The sequence below is a fragment of the Lentzea albida genome, from assembly GCF_900111005.1.
In the GTDB taxonomy this organism is placed as follows: Bacteria; Actinomycetota; Actinomycetes; order Mycobacteriales; family Pseudonocardiaceae; genus Lentzea; species Lentzea albida.
This window is the reverse complement of sequence record NZ_FOFV01000021.1, coordinates 18171-33859: the sequence shown is the minus strand read 5'-3', so window position 1 is coordinate 33859 and position 15689 is coordinate 18171. Positions and strand designations below refer to the sequence as shown.

The window sequence follows — 15689 nt, the reverse complement described above, 5'->3', positions numbered from 1 at the left end:
CCCTTCACCACAAAGACTTCGGCGCGTTCGCGGGACGTTCGCGCTTCTCGGGTTCACGACGTTTCGCGGCGGCCACGACGGCACCGAGCACCGAGCCGAACAGCACCCCGAACGCCGCCGACGAGCTGAGCTGGACGAGGAAGAACTCCTCGGGCCGACCGGGGTTCAGGTAGGGGAGCGTGGAGCGGTCGTCGACCAGCACCATCGTGACGAACCCGGACGCCAGCCCCGCGACCACCGCGCTGAGCGTCGTCGCCCCCGCGGTGGTGACGAACAGCGCCTTGCCGCCCGCCGTCCCGCTGACCCAGCCCGACACCTTGTTCAGCCCCACCACGGCCAGCGCCACGAACAACGCCGTCCGCAGGTTCCCGAACCAGAAGTAGAACGGGCCCGCCTGGTCGATGTCGACGAACCAGGCCGGGTACGAGAGCAGGACGGTGGCGACGCGCAGGGCCGAGTCGGAGTCGGCCAGTGCGAGGTCGAGGTCGAGCCACGGGTTGCCGACGAGCGCGACGAAGCCCAGCAGCACGGCGACACCGGGTGCGAGCAAACGGTGTGAGTGAGGTTCCCCCTGCCCTGTCACACCCGCAAACCTAGATCTCTCCGGGGTTCGGTGGCGACGGCCGATCGGCGTACGGCTGGTGGCAGGGGAGGCATTGCGCGCTAACCGCGGCGACTAGCGGCCTCGGTGTGGTGGAGGGTCGCGGGTTCGTGGCGGCCGGGCGTGGGCCGTCCCGCCGCGTTCGAAGGCAGGCGGGGCCGAACCCCGGGCGCGTCCGTCACCCCGTGCGCGCCGAGCTGGCCCGCACCGCCAACTCGAACCCGGCCACGTGCAACCGCCCCGGCACGTCCGCCCCCTGCACCCGGTCGATCAACCGGCTCACCGCCAGCTCGGCGATCTGCCGCTTGTCCGGTGACACCGACGTCAGCGGCACCAGTCCGTACGCGCTGTCGTCGATGTCGTCGAACCCGACCACGGCGATGTCGTCCGGCACCCGCAGCCCGGCCTGGTTCAGCGCGTGCATCGCCCCGAGCGCCACCGGGTCGTTGGCGCACAGAAGGCCGTCGACAGGGCCGGATCCCTTGGCCGCCAGCAGTTCCGTCACGGCGGCGAAGCCGTTCGCGCGGTGGTACCCGTCCACCTCCACCACCTGGCGGAACGGGAGGGCGGCCGCGGTCAGTTCGAGCTGGTAGCCCTCGATGCGCTGCTCCGCCATGTCGGAGCGGAAGTCGCGGGCGCGGCCGATGAACGCGATGCGGCGGCAGCCCTGTTCGACGAGGTGCCGGGTGGCGGCGCGGGCCGCGGCCACGTTGTCGATCGCGATCCGGTCGATGCCCGGGATGTCGTGCTCTCCCAGCAGGACCAGGGGGCCGGTGTCGCTGTTCTCGATGTCCTCCGGTTCGCACGCGGACGCGCTGAACAGCAGGCCGTCGACGAGCTGGCGGTCGATGCGTTGCAGCAGTGCGGCTTCGCGGCCGCGCTCGCCGAGAGTTTGCATGACCAGCACGGTGTAGCCGCGGCGTTCGGCCTCGTGCACGACCAGGCGGGCCAGTTCGGCGAAGTAGCCGACGTCGAACTCCGGGAAGGCCAGGGCGATCAGGCCGCTGCGGCCGGTGCGCAGGCTGCGGGCCGCGCGGTTGGGGCGGTAGCCGACCTCGTCGATCGCGGCCAGCACGCGGCGGCGGACGTCCTCGCTGATGTGCCGGTAGTCGTTGACGACGTTCGACACGGTCCGCGTCGAGACGCCCGCCCGTAGCGCCACGTCGCGCTGTGTAGCCGCCACGGTCAGTTTCCTCCAGAGCCCTCGTGTCCTTGTCCAGCCAGTTTGCCACGTGGTAGGAATGTGCCACGTGGCAAACGGGGTGTGTCGCCCAGATGGCGTGAGCCGCGGACCACCTACCGACCTCAGCGTGGAGGCGTTCGACGGTGACGCTCAACAGGAGGCAGGCGCTCAAGGCGATGGCGCTCGGCGGGACCGCTCTGGCCACCGCCGCGTGCGGCAGCCCACTGGCGAGCGGGCTCGTGGCGACGCCGCTGGAACCGGAGAAGGTCGCGTTCTGGAACCTCTGGTCCGGCGGTGACGGCGCTCGCGCGCAGCAGATCTTCGAGCGGTACCGGACCGCCCGCGGTGCCGGGTCGCTGGAGGCGACCACCCTCGCGTGGGGCAGCCCGTACTACACGAAACTCTCGCTCTCGATCGTCGGCGGACGGCCGCCGGACGTGGCGGTCTGCCACCTGTCGCGGCTGTCCAACTTCGCCCGCGCGGGCCTGCTCACCGAACTCACCCCGGCGATGCTCCGGGGCGCGGGCATCGACGGCGCGCAGTTCGACACCTCGGTGTGGCGGTCAGGTCTGGTCGACGGCAGGGCGTACGGCCTGCCGGTCGACATCGGCGCGCTCGTCCTCTACTACAACACCGAGATCTGCGGCCGCGCCGGACTGCTGGACGCCTCCGGGCGCCTGAAACCGATCACCGGCGAGGCCACCTTCCGCGCCGCGCTGGCCGCCACACGCGAGGCCGGTGCGCGGTGGGGGCTCGTGTCCCCGGTCATCGCGGACCCGTCGTCGAACTGGCGGATCTTCGACACCGTCTACACGCAGATGGGCGGCCAGGACGTGCTGGGGGACAACGGCACGCGGGTCACGATGGACGACCGGACCGCCGCGGAGAGCCTGCGCTGGCTGCGGGAGCTGACCACGGCGGGGTTGAGCCCGGACACCGCCACCGACGTCACGTCCGTGTCGCTCTTCGCGGCGGGACAGAGCGCCTTCCTCGTCCACGGCGCCTGGCAGACGCCGACGATCGTCGACTCGAAGGTCCCCTTCTCGCTCGCTCCCGTGCCGCAGCTCTTCGAGCGCCCGGCCGTGTTCGCCGACAGCCACGCGCTGGTGTTCCCGCGCACCGACTCGGGCGACGGTCCGGGCCGTGCGCTCGGGTTCGCGAAGTTCTTCCTGGAGAACACGGACGTCTGGGCCCAGGGCGGCAGCCTCCCGGTCTACCGGCCGGTGCTGGAGGGCTCCTGGTTCCGCGACTACGAACCGGTGGCGAGCACGGCGCCGACCAAGGACATCGCGATCTACGACCCGCCCGCCTGGTACTCGGGCGCCGGCTCGACCATGCAGACATCGGTCGGCGCGCAGGTGGCCCTGGCGCGGCAGGGACTCGCGAGTCCGGAGGACGCGGTCCGCGCCATCCGGGACGCGCTCACCGGGTACGCCGCCACCCCCAGCCCCCTGTGAACCGGAGGACCACCATGACCGCCGCCACGGTGGCGCCCCCGCGCACACCACCATCCACAAGCGACACGACGACCACACCGCGCACCCGCGGCGACGCCGCACCCTGGCTGTTCCTGGCGCCGTTCGGCGTGCTGTACCTGCTGTTCGTGCTCGGGCCCACGGCCTACGGGTTCGTGCTGTCCTTCTTCGACACCAGCCTCGTGCGGCCGGGACTGGGCGACGCCGTCGGCTTCGGCAACTTCACCGCCCTCCTCGCCAGCGCGGACTTCTGGTCCTCGCTGGGGAACACCGTCCGGTTCACGCTCTTCACGACACCGGTGCTGGTGGTGCTGAGCCTCGTGCTCGCGGTGCTGGTGAACCGGGTCGGGCGCGGCAACCGGGTGTTCCGCTTCGCCTTCTTCCTGCCCTACGTCCTGCCGTCGGCGACCGTCGCGCTGATCTGGATGTTCATCCTCACCCCGGACAGCGGCGGGCTCGCGACCGTGCTGGGCGCCGTGGGCGTCGACGCGCCGTCGTGGCTCGGCGACCCGGACTGGGCGATGCAGGCGATCGCGGGCGTCACGCTCTGGTGGACGCTCGGCTTCAACTTCGTGCTGTACCTGGCCGCGCTGCAGGACATCCCGCGCGAGCTCTACGAGGCCGCCGCGATCGACGGCGCCGGCCCGTGGCAGCAGACCGCCCGGATCACGTTCCCGTTGCTGCACCGCACCACGGCGCTCGTGACGGCGTTGCAGCTGATCGCGTCGCTGAAGGTGTTCGACCAGATCTACCTGATGACCATGGGGGCCGCGGACACCCGGCCGGTGCTGGAGTACGTCTACGACACCGGGTTCACCGACTACCGCGTGGGCGCCGCGTCCGCCGCGTCGATGCTCTACTTCCTGCTGATCCTGCTGGTGTCCGGGCTCTGGCTGCTCGCCACCCGCCGCCGCGACCGCGAGGTGATCCGATGACCGCGCTCAGCGCCGCGGCGCCCGGCCGCAGGCAGGCCTCCACCGTCTCCGCCACCAGGGTGTTCGACACCCTGTGCCTGGTGGTCGTCGTGATCTTCGCGGTGCTGTGGGTGCTCCCGACCGCGTTCGCGGTCCGGACCTCGTTGGTGGAGAACACGACGGCGGCCCAGGGCGCCACGGCGATCGCCGGGAGCGGTGACCTGACGCTGCACTCCTACCTGGCGCTGTTCGCCCAGGGCGACGTCCTGAACTGGTCCCTGTCCAGCGCGATCACCTCGGTCGTCACCGTCGTGCTGACGCTCGTCACCGCGAGCATGGCGGCGTTCGCCCTGTCCCGGCTGCGCTTCCGCGGCAAGCGGGCGGTGTTCCTGGTGGTGCTCGCCGGGATCGTGATCCCCGGTCAGGTGCTGATCGTGCCGTGGTTCCGCGAGCTCGGCGCGTTCGGGCTGCTCAACACCTACTGGGCGGTGATCCTCCCGCAGGTGCCGTCGGCGATCGCGGTGTTCGTCTTCAAGCAGTTCTTCGACGGTCTGCCGCGCGAGATCGAGGAGGCCGCAGTGGTCGAGGGCGCCGGGCCGTGGACGCTCTACCGCCGGATCGTGCTGCCGCTCAGCCGCCCGGCCATCTCCGCAGTCGCGATCTTCACCTTCGTCTGGACGTGGAACAACCTGCTGTGGCCGTTGATCGCGGTGTCGAACCCGGCGCTGATGACCGTCCCGGTGGGACTCGCGACCGTGCAGGGCTCCTTCGGCGAGCGCTACGCCGACGTGATGGCATCCTCGATCCTCGGCGCGCTGCCGCTGGTCCTGCTGTTCCTGTTCTTCCAGCGCCGCATCGTCGAAGGCGTCACCAGCACCGGCCTCAAGGGCTGAGCCGGGATCCGAAGGAGCTGACCGATGACCCACCCCCGTCCCCAGCTGACGCGGGCGAACTGGACCGACCTGTGCGGCGAGTGGGAGTTCACCCACGACGACGCCGAGGCGGGCCTCGACGAGAACTGGCACGTGATCGGGGCGGTGTTCGACCGCGCGATCACCGTGCCGTACCCGCCGGAGTCCGCCGCGAGCGGCATCGGCGACAAGGGTCTGCACCCGGTCGTCTGGTACCGCCGCACGTTCGCCGTCGAGCCCGGCGGCAACCGGGTGCTGCTGCACTTCGGCGCCGTCGACCACCGGGCGTCGGTCTGGGTCAACGGGCAGCTGGTCGCCACGCACGAGGGCGGCCACACGCCGTTCTCTGCGGACATCACGGCGGCGTTGCGCGACGGCGCCGAGCAGGTGCTGGTCGTGCGGGCGGAGGACCGCAACGACCCCCACCAGCCGCGCGGCAAGCAGGACTGGCGGCCCGAACCGCACGACATCTGGTACCACCGCACCACCGGCATCTGGCAGCCCGTGTGGCTCGAACTGGTGCCACTGGTGTGGATCGACTCGGTGCGCTGGACTCCCAGGCCGTTCGACGGCGTGGTCGAGCTGGAGGCCGGGTTCGGCGGCGTGCCGGACGGCCACCGGCTCGACGTCCGGCTGCGGCTGGGCGATGAGGTGCTCGCCGAGCAGTCGGTGTACGTGCGGGGCGAGCGAGCGCGGCTCACGATCAGCCTGCCGGTGGCGGAGAACCGCCAGGAGCTCGGCCGGCTGCTGTGGTCCCCGGAACGGCCCACGCTGATCGACGCCGATCTGGAACTCTCCGGCGCCACCGGGACCGACGCCGTGCGGAGCTACCTCGGGCTGCGCACGACCGGTGTCCGCGAAGGCCGCTTCACCCTCAACGACGCGCCGTACTTCCCGCGCATGGTGCTGGCCCAGAACTACTGGCCGGAGAGCCACCTGGCCGCGTCGGACGACGAGCTGCTGCGCGAGGCGCGGCTGGTCAAGGAGCTCGGGTTCAACGGCGTGCGGATCCACCAGAAGGTCGAGGACCCCCGGTTCCTGCACCACTGCGACCGGCTCGGCCTGCTCGTGTGGGGCGAACTGCCGAGCGCGTACGCGTTCTCGGCCACGTCGGCGGGCCGGCTCAGTCGCGAGTGGACGGAGGTCGTCCTGCGCGACGTCAGCCACCCCTGCGTCGTGGCGTGGGTGCCGATCAACGAGAGCTGGGGCGTCGACCACATCGCCACCGATCCGGCGCAGCGCGCGCTGGCGACGGCCCTGTACCACCTGACCAAGGCTCTCGACCCGACCCGGCCCGTGATCTCGAACGACGGCTGGGAGCACACGACCAGCGACATCTACGGCCTGCACGACTACACGCCGACCGCCGCGGGGTTGCTGTCCCGCTACGGCGACACCGCCCGCGTCGAGTCCACTTTGGCCGGTTCCGGTCCGGCCGGGCGCAGGCTCCTGCTGGAAGGCCGCATCCCGGGCGTACCGGTGATGCTCTCCGAGTACGGCGGCCTGAGCTTCACCCCGCAGGCGGGGGAGGAGTGGCACGGCTACGCCACCCTCGCCGACGCGGACGCGTTGCTCAAGCGCTACGACGAACTCACCTCCGCGCTGCTCGAAAGCCCTGCCGTGGCCGGGTTCTGCTACACGCAGCTCACTGACACCCTGCAGGAGACCAACGGTCTGCTCACCGCCGACCGGCAGCCGAAGCTGCCCGTCGACGAGGTGCGCCGCATCAACCGCCGCCCCGCAGCCGCGATCCCCGTCGAGGAGGTCGCGCAGGAGTACGACCAGGCAAAGCGCCGCTCCGGCGGCGAATGACCGATTCCAGGAGGCGACAACGATGCGTCTGCGAGCGATTCTGGTTGTTCTGATCAGCGCGTTGTCGGTGGCCGGTGCCGTCACACCGGCACAGGCGGCCGCGGGGACCGAGGTCGGCGCGGGCATGTACCCGCGAGTGGTGCGGTTGCAGCACTCCGGCGCGGCGAACGGGACCTACGTGTCCAGTTCAGTCGCGTTTCCGGCCGACCGGCCCCACGGCGTCGCGAGGATCTACTCGAGCACGGACGGCCGCAACTACCGCACCATCGCGACCATCTCCGACTCGACCGCGTCGCGCGGCATCTGCTGCGGCACGCTGTACGAACTGCCCGCTCCCGTCGGCACCCTCCCGGCGGGCACCCTGCTGTGGTCGGCGTCGTTCGGCGGAGACGACCACAGCGCGAGCCGGCCGATGGTGATCCGCGTCTGGCGCAGCACCGACCGGGGCAGGACCTGGCAGTTCCTCAGCACCCTCGCCACGGCGCGCAACGCGGGTGGCCTTTGGGAACCCGAGTTCTCCATCGCGGCGAACGGGCGCCTCGTCGCCCACTACGCCGACGAGACCGACCCGGACCACAGCCAGAAGCTCGTCCAGGTGACGTCCGCGAACGGCGTCGACTGGACGGCCCCGGCCGACGTCGTGGCCGTGTCGAACCGCGCCGACCGGCCGGGCATGCCCGGCGTGCGCAAGCTGCCCGACGGCACCTTCCTGATGACGTACGAGATCTGCGGCCCGACCTACAGCTGCGCGACGTTCCTGCGCACGTCCCCCGACGGCCTGCGCTGGGGCGCGGTCACCGCGGCGGGCACCCGGCCCGCCACGGCCGACGGCACGCACTTCCGCCACACCCCGACCATCGTCCTGAAAGGATCGACGATCGTCCTCATCGGACAGGTGCTGGTGAACGCCGGCGGCACCGCCCAGAACGGCAACGGCGGGGCGATCCTGGTGGGCACGCTGGGCGGCACGTGGACGCAGCGGGCCGCACCCGTCACCGTCGCCGGGCCCGTGGTCGGGTCACCCGGCCCGGTGCAGAACTACAGCCCGTCGCTGGTGTTCTCGGCGGACGGCCGCACGCTGGTCGAGGTGACCACGGCGGACAAGGCGGGTCTTAGCACGGTCTACGCGGGCACCGCCGCGTTCTGACCTGGCACAAGGATCGTGGGACGCCCATCGGTCGCCGGTGGGCGTCCCCGCGTCAGCGGGCTGACGCCCGGTCGTCGTACTCCCGTTGCGCGGCCATGACTTCGCCGCTGTGCTCGACCGTCCACTCGTACAGGGCGACGAAGGGCGCGCGGAACGACTCGCCCAGCGGCGTGAGGGAGTACTCCACGCCGATCGGCGAGGTCTCGAGCACCCGGCGCCGGATCAGGCCGTTGCGCTCCAGCCTGCGCAGCGTCTGGGTCAGCACCCGCTGCGTCACGCCGTCGAGTTGCCGCTTGATCTCGTTGAACCGCGTCGGTCGTTCGAGGACCGCCAGCGCCATCATCGACCACTTGTCGGCGACCTGGTCGAGGATCGGCCGGCTCGGGCAGTCGACGCTGAACCGCGGGGCGTCGGTGGTGTCCATGGGGATCCTTAGTGCTCGGAAAGTGCGTTATTGATCATTCGCGGGGCTCGGACCAGTGTGGGTATGCATCGCAAACCTACTGGCCCGTCGAACACCTAGGAGCACCCGTGCACCCGTATCGAACGCTGAGCGTCGGCATCGACGACGGAATCGCGCGGATCGCGCTGGACAACCCGCCCGTCAACGTGCTGAGCGGAACCCTGATCCGCGAACTGCACGACGTGCTCGGCGCGCTGCGCGACGACCGCTCGGTCCGCGTCATCGTGTTCTCCAGCGCGAACCCGGAGTTCTTCCTCGCCCATGTCGACATCCACATCCTCGACGAGTTGGACGGACTGCAGGAGATCGCCGACCGCAACCCCGGCGCCAACCTGTTCCAGGGCGTCGGCGAACTGCTGCGCCACCAGCCGCAGGTCACGATCGTCAAGCTGGCCGGCAAGGCTCGCGCCGGCGGAGCCGAGTTCGTCGCGGCGGCCGACCTGACCTACGCGGCGCGGGAGACGGCCGGTCTCGGCCAGACCGAGGTGCTGATGGGCATCGTCCCAGGCGGCGGCGGGACCCAGTACCTGCGCGAACGCGTCGGGCGGAACCGCGCCCTCGAACTGCTGCTCACCGCCGACCTGGTGGACGCCGACACGGCCGCCGCCCACGGCTGGATCAACCGCACGGTGCCGGCGGCCGAGCTCGACGCCGTGGTGGACGACGTGGCGGGCAAGATCGCCGCGCTCTCACCGGAGATCATCGCCGCGGCGAAGCGGCTGGTGCCGCCGGCGGACCTCGCGGACGGCCTGAAGGCGGAGCACGCCGCGTGGGCCGAGCTGGTGAGCGGGCCCCTGCCCCTGCAGCTCATGACGCGCGCCTTGGAGCACGGCGTGCAGACGCCGGAAGGCGAACGCGACCTGGAGGCGGTCATGCGCACGGTGGCCGCCGGCCTCCAGGCCTGAGGGTCAGGCGCCCGTCGAGGCGAGCCCGTTGCGGAACCACTCCGGCATCGTCTCGTCGGCGCGCGGGAACCACTTCTGCTCGGTGGCGAAGTTCTCCGGCGACGGCGCCTCGTCGAACTCCGGGGCCTCGTCGCGGTTGTAGCGGATGCTGAACCTGCCCGGCGGGTCCAGGACGTACTCGAACTCGATCCACGAACCGAGCCCCTCGGCGTACATGCCCTTGCGCAGCTGCTGGAACTTCCGCCACACCTCCGGCGGGAAGGACCAGCCGCGCACGGAGCCGTCGCCCATCCTCACGCCCGTGTAGGCCTCGCTGTGCGGGCCGATCATCTTGGCGCGCACCACCAGCCGCGACCACCCCTGCGGAAGGGTCGGCAGGATCTCCTGGGTGATCTCCGCGAGCTTCTCCTGCTGCTCGATCGGGCTGAGTTCCGGCCAGTTCGCCATGCTCGTTCGCTTCCTCCTAAATCGCCGTCGGGCGTCGATCAGCCTATTGACCGGCCTCGTGTGCCCGCTGCACCCGAGCCCGCGTTCGACGGTCTCGCGCAGCAGGCCCGGAACGTGCTCGGCCCGCCGGCGTGCAGAACAGCGCCGCCGCGACTACCGGTCCGGCTGGATGATCAACAGGCGGAACGTCGTCGACGGGGACTCCCGTCCGCACGTCTGCAGGATGTGCCAGGCCAGGTTGCCGGGGCCGTTGTCGTGCTGGGGAAGCCGTTCCCGGCTGATCCCGAGGACGCCGTCGGGGCTCTCGTCGAGGAGGTCGGGCGTGCCGACGAGCACGGCGAGGCCGAACGACAGCACGTCCGCGCGCAGGTCGTCGTCGAGGTCGTCGGTGAGCCCGATCATGCAGCGCGGCTCGCCGGCCGCGTCCGAGCCGAGGCCCACCAGGCCCGCCAGGCCCGCGCTGTGGGCGGCGGGCACGTCGAACACGCGGACGTTCGTCTCCATCGCGAGCGCCATCAGCCTCGCCACCGGGGTGGTGAGCAGCGGGTCGTTGACGGAGGCGTCGGGATCGTCCGCGGGTTCTCCCATGATGGTTCGATCGTATGGGCATCGGCGCCCGCCCGCGCGTTCGCGCCGGGCTCAGTCGTGCACCGGGTACGGCGAGAACGTGCTGTGGTTCTCGTCGATCGCGAGCGTGCGGCCGACCTGTGGGAAGGCGCGCTGGGCGCAGCCGATGCGCGGGCAGGTCTTGCAGCCGGGACCGATCGGCACGGCGGCGTCGTGGTCGTCGAGGTCCAGCCCGGCCGAGTAGATCAGCCGCGAGGCGTGCCGCAGTTCGCAGCCGAGGCCGACGGCGTAGGTCTTGGTCGGGGTGCCCCAGCGGTTCGGCCTGCGCGTGACGGTGCGGGCGATCCAGAAGTAGCCGCGGCCGTCCGGCATCACCGCGATCTGGCGCAGCACCCTGCCCGGTGCGCTGAAGGCCTCGTAGATGTTCCACAGTGGACACGTGCCGCCGGTGCGGGAGAAGTGGAAACCCGTGGCGGACTGGCGTTTCGACATGTTGCCGGCGCGGTCGATGCGGATGAACGAGAACGGGACGCCGCGCGACCGCGGTCGTTGCAGGGTCGACAGCCGGTGGCAGATGGTCTCGAAGCCGAGGCCGTAGTGGTCGGTGAGGCGTTCGACGTCGTAGCGGAAGCTTTCGGCGGTGGCCAGGAAGTCCTTGTACGGCAGGATGAACGCGGCGGCGAAGTAGTTCGCGAGGCCGATCCTCGTCAGGGTGCGCGACTGCGGGTTGCGCACCTCGGCGGCCAGCGACGTGAGCAGGTCGCCGTGTTCGGCGTAGGCGACCTGCACGGCCATCCGGAACGCCTGCTGGCCCGGCCGCAGCCCGGTGGACAGGTGCAGCACCCGTGCGGCCGGGTCGTACCGGTGCCGCTCGTCCGCCGTCTCCAGGCGAGCGACGCGGATCCCGTGCGCCGCAAGGCGTTCGGTCAACACCGCGCGCACCTCGCCGCGGCGCAGCCGGCACTCCTGGGCGAGCAGCTCCGCCGGTTCGTCCAGCACTGCGATGTAGTTCTGGCGCTCGTAGAAGAAGTCGCGGGCGTCCTCGTGCGGCATGGTCACCGACACGGCGTCCTCGCGGTCACCGGTGAGCAGCGTGAGCTGCTCGGACGCCTCGCGGTAGCGGCGGTGCAGCGCGATGACCGCCCTCGCCGCGTCGGGGGAGGAGGCGGCGAGCTCCGTCGGGACCGGCGCGCCCAGGTCCGAGAACACCTCGCGCAGCTCGGCGAGCAGCCGGTGGGCGTCGTCGTGGGCGAAGAAGCTCGCGTCGACGCCGAACGCCTCGGTGATCTTCAGCAGCACCGGCACGGTGAGCGGGCGAGCGTTGTGCAGCAGCTGGTTGAGGTAGCTGGGGGAGATCTCCAGCAACCTCGCGACCTCCACCTGGCTGAGCGCGCGATCGGCGATCAGCTGCCTCAGCCGGGGTCCGACGAAGGTCTTGTCCATGGGCGGACTATAGCCAACGAATGGCTTCGCAACGTTCGCAAATGCGTGCGGAAACTTGGCAGAACTTCGCTGATTTCGGCCCTCGACCAGCGTTGAAGCGCCGACCTAGGTTCATTCGCAACGGACCGACCGGTGTTGGCAAGGAGAACCACGATGACCGAGGCGAACGAGCAGGCCCAGCAGCTGGCGCAGCAGTGGTCCACCGACCCGCGGTGGCGCGGCATCGAGCGCACCTACAGCGCCGAGGACGTCGTGAAGCTGCGCGGCACCGTCGTCGAGGAGCACACGCTGGCCCGGCGCGGTTCCGAGAAGCTGTGGGACCTCATCAACAGCGAGGACTACGTCCACGCGCTCGGCGCCCTCACCGGCAACCAGGCCGTGCAGCAGGTCAAGGCCGGCCTCAAGGCCATCTACCTCTCCGGCTGGCAGGTCGCCGCCGACGCGAACCTCTCCGGCCAGACCTACCCGGACCAGTCGCTCTACCCGGCGAACTCGGTGCCGCAGGTCGTGCGCCGCATCAACAACGCCCTGCTGCGCGCCGACCAGATCACGCACGCCGAGGGCGACCACAGCGTCGACTGGCTGGCCCCGATCGTCGCGGACGCCGAGGCGGGCTTCGGCGGCAACCTCAACGCGTTCGAGCTGATGAAGGCCATGATCGCGGCCGGCGCGGCGGGCGTGCACTGGGAGGACCAGCTCGCGTCCGAGAAGAAGTGCGGCCACCTCGGCGGCAAGGTGCTCATCCCGACCGAGCAGCACGTCCGCACGCTCAACGCCGCCCGCCTCGCCGCCGACATCGCGGGCGTGCCGTCCGTGATCGTCGCCCGCACCGACGCCCAGGCCGCCACGCTGATCACCAGCGACGTCGACGAGCGCGACCGCCCGTACATCACCGGCGACCGCACCGCCGAGGGCTTCTACCGCGTCACCAACGGCATCGACCCGTGCATCACCCGCGGTCTCGCCTACGCACCGCACGCCGAGCTGCTGTGGATGGAGACCTCGAAGCCCGACCTGGAGGTCGCGCGCCAGTTCGCCGAGGCGATCAAGGCCGAGTACCCGGACCAGCTGCTGGCCTACAACTGCTCGCCGTCGTTCAACTGGCGCAAGCACCTCGACGACGCCACGATCGCGAAGTTCCAGCGCGAGCTCGGGCACATGGGCTACAAGTTCCAGTTCATCACCCTCGCGGGCTTCCACGCGCTCAACCACTCGATGTTCACGCTGGCCCAGGGCTACGCCGAGACCGGCATGACCGCGTACGTCGACCTGCAGGAGCGCGAGTTCGCGTCCGAGGCGGACGGCTACACCGCGACCCGGCACCAGCGCGAGGTCGGCACCGGCTACTTCGACCTGGTCAGCACCGCGATCAACCCGGCCAGCGACACCACCGCGCTGAAGGGCTCGACGGAGGAGGAGCAGTTCTGATGCTGAACCACCGCATCGAGGTCGTCGGAGACGCCGACCCGGTCGTCCTCACGCCCGAGGCGCTCGACTTCCTCGCCCAGCTCGACCGCGAGTTCGCCGGCCGCCGCGCCGACCTGCTCGCCGCGCGCCGCCACCGCAGGGAGGACCCCGCGCCGCTCGGGTTCCTCGAGGAGACCAGGCACATCCGCAACGCGGACTGGTCCGTCGCCGGTCACGTGGCGGGCCTCGAGGACCGCCGCGTCGAGATCACCGGCCCGCCCACCCGCAAGATGACGGTCAACGCGCTGAACTCCGGTGCCAAGGTGTGGCTCGCGGACTTCGAGGACGCGACCGCGCCGACGTGGGAGAACGTGATCGGCGGGCAGCGCAACCTGCTCGACGCCGTCACCGGGAAGCTCGACTTCACCGAGAACGGCAAGCGCTACGCCGTGGGGGAGGAGCCCGCGACCATCGTGGCCCGCCCGCGCGGCTGGCACCTCGTCGAGAAGCACCTGGTGTCCGACGGCCGCCCGATCGCCGCCGCGCTCGTTGACTTCGGCCTGTTCCTCTTCCACGCGGGCCGCGAGAAGCCGTTCTTCTACCTGCCGAAGCTCGAGAACCACCTCGAAGCCCGGCTGTGGAACGACGTCTTCGTGCGGGCGCAGGAGATCCTCGGCATCCCGCGCGGCACGATCCGCGCGACCGTGCTGATCGAGACGATCACCGCCGCCTTCGAGATGGACGAGATCCTCTACGAGCTGCGCGAGCACTGCGCGGGGCTGAACGCGGGCCGCTGGGACTACCTGTTCAGCGTCCTGAAGAACTTCCCCGACCAGCCGCTGCCCGAACGCGCGCGGCTCACGATGACCGTGCCGTTCATGCGCGCCTACACCGAACTGCTGGTGAGCACCTGCCACCGCCGGGGCGCGCACGCGATCGGGGGCATGGCGGCGTTCATCCCCAGCAAGGACCCCGAGGCCAACGCCGTCGCGTTCGACAAGGTCAGGCAGGACAAGGAACGCGAGGCCGCGGACGGGTTCGACGGCTCGTGGGTCGCGCACCCCGGCCTGGTCCCGGTGTGCCGCGAGGTGTTCGACGACGTGCTCGGCGGCTGGCCTCACCAGCTCGGCCGCCTGCGTGAGGACGTGCGGGTCACGGCCGCCGAGCTGCTGGACTTCTCCAGCGCGGGCGACGAGGTGACGGAACCGGGGCTGCGCAACAACATCGCGGTCACCGTCCGGTACCTCGACGCGTGGCTCGACGGCACGGGCGCCGTCGCGATCTTCGGGCTGATGGAGGACGCCGCCACCGCCGAGATCTCCCGCTGCCAGGTGTGGCAGTGGTTGCGGCGCGGCCTGTTCACCCTGGAGCTCGTCGAGAAGATCCTGGACGAGGAGCTCCTCGGGCTCACCCACGCCGACGCGGTGCGCGAGCTGTTCACCGACGTGGCACTGGGGGAGGCCCTGCCCCCGTTCATCACCCCGCGCGCCTACGCGCACCACCTCACCAGGGTCGCGGTGGGATGAGCGAGATCGAGCGGGTGGGCGTCGTCGGAGCCGGTCTGATGGGCTCCGGCATCGCCGAGGTCTGCGCGCGGGCGGACCTGGACGTGCTGGTCTGCGAGCAGGACGCGGAGACCGCACGGGTGGGCCGCGAGCGGATCCGGGCGTCGCTGGAACGCGGTGTCCGCAGGGGGAAGCTGACGGCGCGGGAGCGGGAGGCGGCCGAGTCGCGCCTCCGCTTCACCTCCGACGCGGACGACCTCGCCGACCGGCAGCTCGTCGTCGAGGCCGTGGTGGAGCGCGAGGACGTCAAGATGGGCGTCTTCGAGGTGCTGGACAAGGTGGTGGAGGACCCGGACGCGATCATCGCGTCCAACACCTCGTCCATCCCGATCATGAAGCTCGCCATGGCCACCGGCCGCGCGGGCAACGTGATCGGCCTGCACTTCTTCAACCCGGTGCCGGTGCTGCCGCTGGTCGAGGTCGTCACCTCGCTGCTCACCCGGACCGGGACGCGCGACCGCGCCGAGGCGTTCGTGACCCGCGTGCTGGGCAAGCAGATCATCCGCTCGACCGACAGGGCGGGCTTCGTCGTCAACTCCCTGCTGGTGCCGTACCTGTTGTCCGCCATCAGGATGGTGGAGTCGGGGTTCGCCTCGGCGTCCGATGTGGACGACGGCATGGTGCTCGGCTGCGCGCACCCGATGGGCCCGCTGCGGCTCGCCGACCTGATCGGCCTCGACACGGTCCAGGCGATCGCCGAGTCGATGTACGCCGAGTTCAAGGAGCCCCTGCACTCGCCGCCGCCGTTGCTGCTGCGGATGGTCGAGGCCGGACTGCTGGGCGAGAAGTCCGGGAGGGGTTTCCACACTTACCCGCGTGCCTGAGCGGCGTGGCAGCGTGGGAAGGGGA

The 15689-nt window shown here is 70.9% G+C and carries 15 protein-coding genes; 9 read left to right on the top strand and 6 right to left on the bottom strand.

The genetic code is table 11. The features are described from left to right. Positions 1-4 precede the first annotated feature (4 nt). Together BMY74_RS37090 and BMY74_RS37085 are read right to left on the bottom strand one after the other, a co-directional pair. Positions 5-550 (bottom strand): hypothetical protein, encoded by a 546-nt coding sequence (locus BMY74_RS37090; protein ID WP_089924582.1) that lies wholly within the window; start codon positions 548-550, stop codon positions 5-7. A 229-nt stretch (positions 551-779) separates the two neighbouring features. Then, on the bottom strand, positions 780-1784 hold the full coding sequence (locus BMY74_RS37085) for a LacI family DNA-binding transcriptional regulator (RefSeq protein ID WP_089924579.1): 1005 nt from the start codon (positions 1782-1784) through the stop codon (positions 780-782). Positions 1785-1927: 143 nt separating this feature from the next. Between BMY74_RS37085 and BMY74_RS37080 the strand changes: the two genes are divergently transcribed. The 5 genes from BMY74_RS37080 to BMY74_RS37060 are packed head-to-tail and all read left to right on the top strand — an operon-like array spanning position 1928 to position 8043. Beyond that, a complete protein-coding gene (locus BMY74_RS37080; protein WP_089924575.1) occupies positions 1928-3241 on the top strand; it encodes an extracellular solute-binding protein in 1314 nt (437 codons plus the stop codon). A gap of 14 nt (positions 3242-3255) precedes the next feature. Continuing rightward, positions 3256-4194 (top strand): carbohydrate ABC transporter permease, encoded by a 939-nt coding sequence (locus tag BMY74_RS37075; protein WP_089924571.1) that lies wholly within the window; start codon positions 3256-3258, stop codon positions 4192-4194. Further along, positions 4191-5066, top strand: coding sequence for a carbohydrate ABC transporter permease (locus tag BMY74_RS37070; RefSeq protein WP_089924568.1), 876 nt, complete (start codon positions 4191-4193; stop codon positions 5064-5066). The genes BMY74_RS37075 and BMY74_RS37070 overlap by 4 nt, the downstream gene beginning before the upstream one ends. Positions 5067-5090: 24 nt before the next feature. Further along, entirely contained in the window at positions 5091-6896 is a 1806-nt protein-coding gene (locus BMY74_RS37065; RefSeq protein ID WP_089924565.1) for a glycoside hydrolase family 2 protein, read from the top strand. Positions 6897-6918: 22 nt separating this feature from the next. Next, positions 6919-8043 (top strand): glycoside hydrolase family protein, encoded by a 1125-nt coding sequence (locus tag BMY74_RS37060; RefSeq protein WP_089924561.1) that lies wholly within the window; start codon positions 6919-6921, stop codon positions 8041-8043. Positions 8044-8095: 52 nt separating this feature from the next. Here BMY74_RS37060 and BMY74_RS37055 read toward each other — a convergent pair whose 3' ends face one another. After that, positions 8096-8467 (bottom strand): winged helix-turn-helix transcriptional regulator, encoded by a 372-nt coding sequence (locus tag BMY74_RS37055; RefSeq protein ID WP_089924557.1) that lies wholly within the window; start codon positions 8465-8467, stop codon positions 8096-8098. Between the two features lie 107 nt (positions 8468-8574). On the opposite strand from BMY74_RS37055, the gene BMY74_RS37050 reads away from it, so the two are divergent. Beyond that, positions 8575-9411 carry an enoyl-CoA hydratase/isomerase family protein gene (locus BMY74_RS37050; protein ID WP_245786573.1) on the top strand — a complete coding sequence of 279 codons (837 nt, stop codon included), beginning with the start codon at positions 8575-8577 and terminating at the stop codon, positions 9409-9411. 3 nt (positions 9412-9414) lie between these two features. Here the strand turns inward: BMY74_RS37050 and BMY74_RS37045 are convergent, their stop codons facing one another. From BMY74_RS37045 to BMY74_RS37035, 3 genes are all read right to left on the bottom strand, one after another. After that, complete coding sequence (locus tag BMY74_RS37045) at positions 9415-9858, bottom strand: hypothetical protein (protein ID WP_089924554.1); 444 nt, start codon at positions 9856-9858, stop codon at positions 9415-9417. A gap of 153 nt (positions 9859-10011) precedes the next feature. After that, a complete protein-coding gene (locus BMY74_RS37040) occupies positions 10012-10446 on the bottom strand; it encodes a hypothetical protein (RefSeq protein WP_089924550.1) in 435 nt (144 codons plus the stop codon). A 51-nt stretch (positions 10447-10497) separates the two neighbouring features. Beyond that, positions 10498-11868, bottom strand: coding sequence for a short-chain fatty acyl-CoA regulator family protein (locus BMY74_RS37035; protein WP_089924547.1), 1371 nt, complete (start codon positions 11866-11868; stop codon positions 10498-10500). A 153-nt stretch (positions 11869-12021) separates the two neighbouring features. Between BMY74_RS37035 and aceA the strand changes: the two genes are divergently transcribed. From aceA to BMY74_RS37020, 3 genes are read left to right on the top strand one after another with little or no spacing between them, the layout of a single operon-like run. Next, on the top strand, positions 12022-13296 hold the full coding sequence (aceA, locus tag BMY74_RS37030) for an isocitrate lyase (protein ID WP_089924543.1): 1275 nt from the start codon (positions 12022-12024) through the stop codon (positions 13294-13296). Continuing rightward, on the top strand, positions 13296-14801 hold the full coding sequence (aceB, locus tag BMY74_RS37025) for a malate synthase A (protein WP_089924539.1): 1506 nt from the start codon (positions 13296-13298) through the stop codon (positions 14799-14801). Before aceA ends, aceB begins: the two co-directional genes overlap by 1 nt. Next, positions 14798-15664 carry a 3-hydroxybutyryl-CoA dehydrogenase gene (locus BMY74_RS37020; RefSeq protein ID WP_089924535.1) on the top strand — a complete coding sequence of 289 codons (867 nt, stop codon included), beginning with the start codon at positions 14798-14800 and terminating at the stop codon, positions 15662-15664. Before aceB ends, BMY74_RS37020 begins: the two co-directional genes overlap by 4 nt. Positions 15665-15689: the final 25 nt, after the last annotated feature.

Coding starts and splice junctions, on each gene's coding strand:
- BMY74_RS37075 (WP_089924571.1), top strand. CDS start 3,256: ATGACCGCCGCCACGGTGGCGCCCCCGCGCACACCACCATCCACAAGC.
- BMY74_RS37070 (WP_089924568.1), top strand. CDS start 4,191: ATGACCGCGCTCAGCGCCGCGGCGCCCGGCCGCAGGCAGGCCTCCACC.
- BMY74_RS37065 (WP_089924565.1), top strand. CDS start 5,091: ATGACCCACCCCCGTCCCCAGCTGACGCGGGCGAACTGGACCGACCTG.
- BMY74_RS37060 (WP_089924561.1), top strand. CDS start 6,919: ATGCGTCTGCGAGCGATTCTGGTTGTTCTGATCAGCGCGTTGTCGGTG.
- BMY74_RS37055 (WP_089924557.1), bottom strand. CDS start 8,467: ATGGACACCACCGACGCCCCGCGGTTCAGCGTCGACTGCCCGAGCCGG.
- BMY74_RS37045 (WP_089924554.1), bottom strand. CDS start 9,858: ATGGCGAACTGGCCGGAACTCAGCCCGATCGAGCAGCAGGAGAAGCTC.
- BMY74_RS37040 (WP_089924550.1), bottom strand. CDS start 10,446: ATGGGAGAACCCGCGGACGATCCCGACGCCTCCGTCAACGACCCGCTG.
- BMY74_RS37035 (WP_089924547.1), bottom strand. CDS start 11,868: ATGGACAAGACCTTCGTCGGACCCCGGCTGAGGCAGCTGATCGCCGAT.
- aceA (WP_089924543.1), top strand. CDS start 12,022: ATGACCGAGGCGAACGAGCAGGCCCAGCAGCTGGCGCAGCAGTGGTCC.
- aceB (WP_089924539.1), top strand. CDS start 13,296: ATGCTGAACCACCGCATCGAGGTCGTCGGAGACGCCGACCCGGTCGTC.
- BMY74_RS37020 (WP_089924535.1), top strand. CDS start 14,798: ATGAGCGAGATCGAGCGGGTGGGCGTCGTCGGAGCCGGTCTGATGGGC.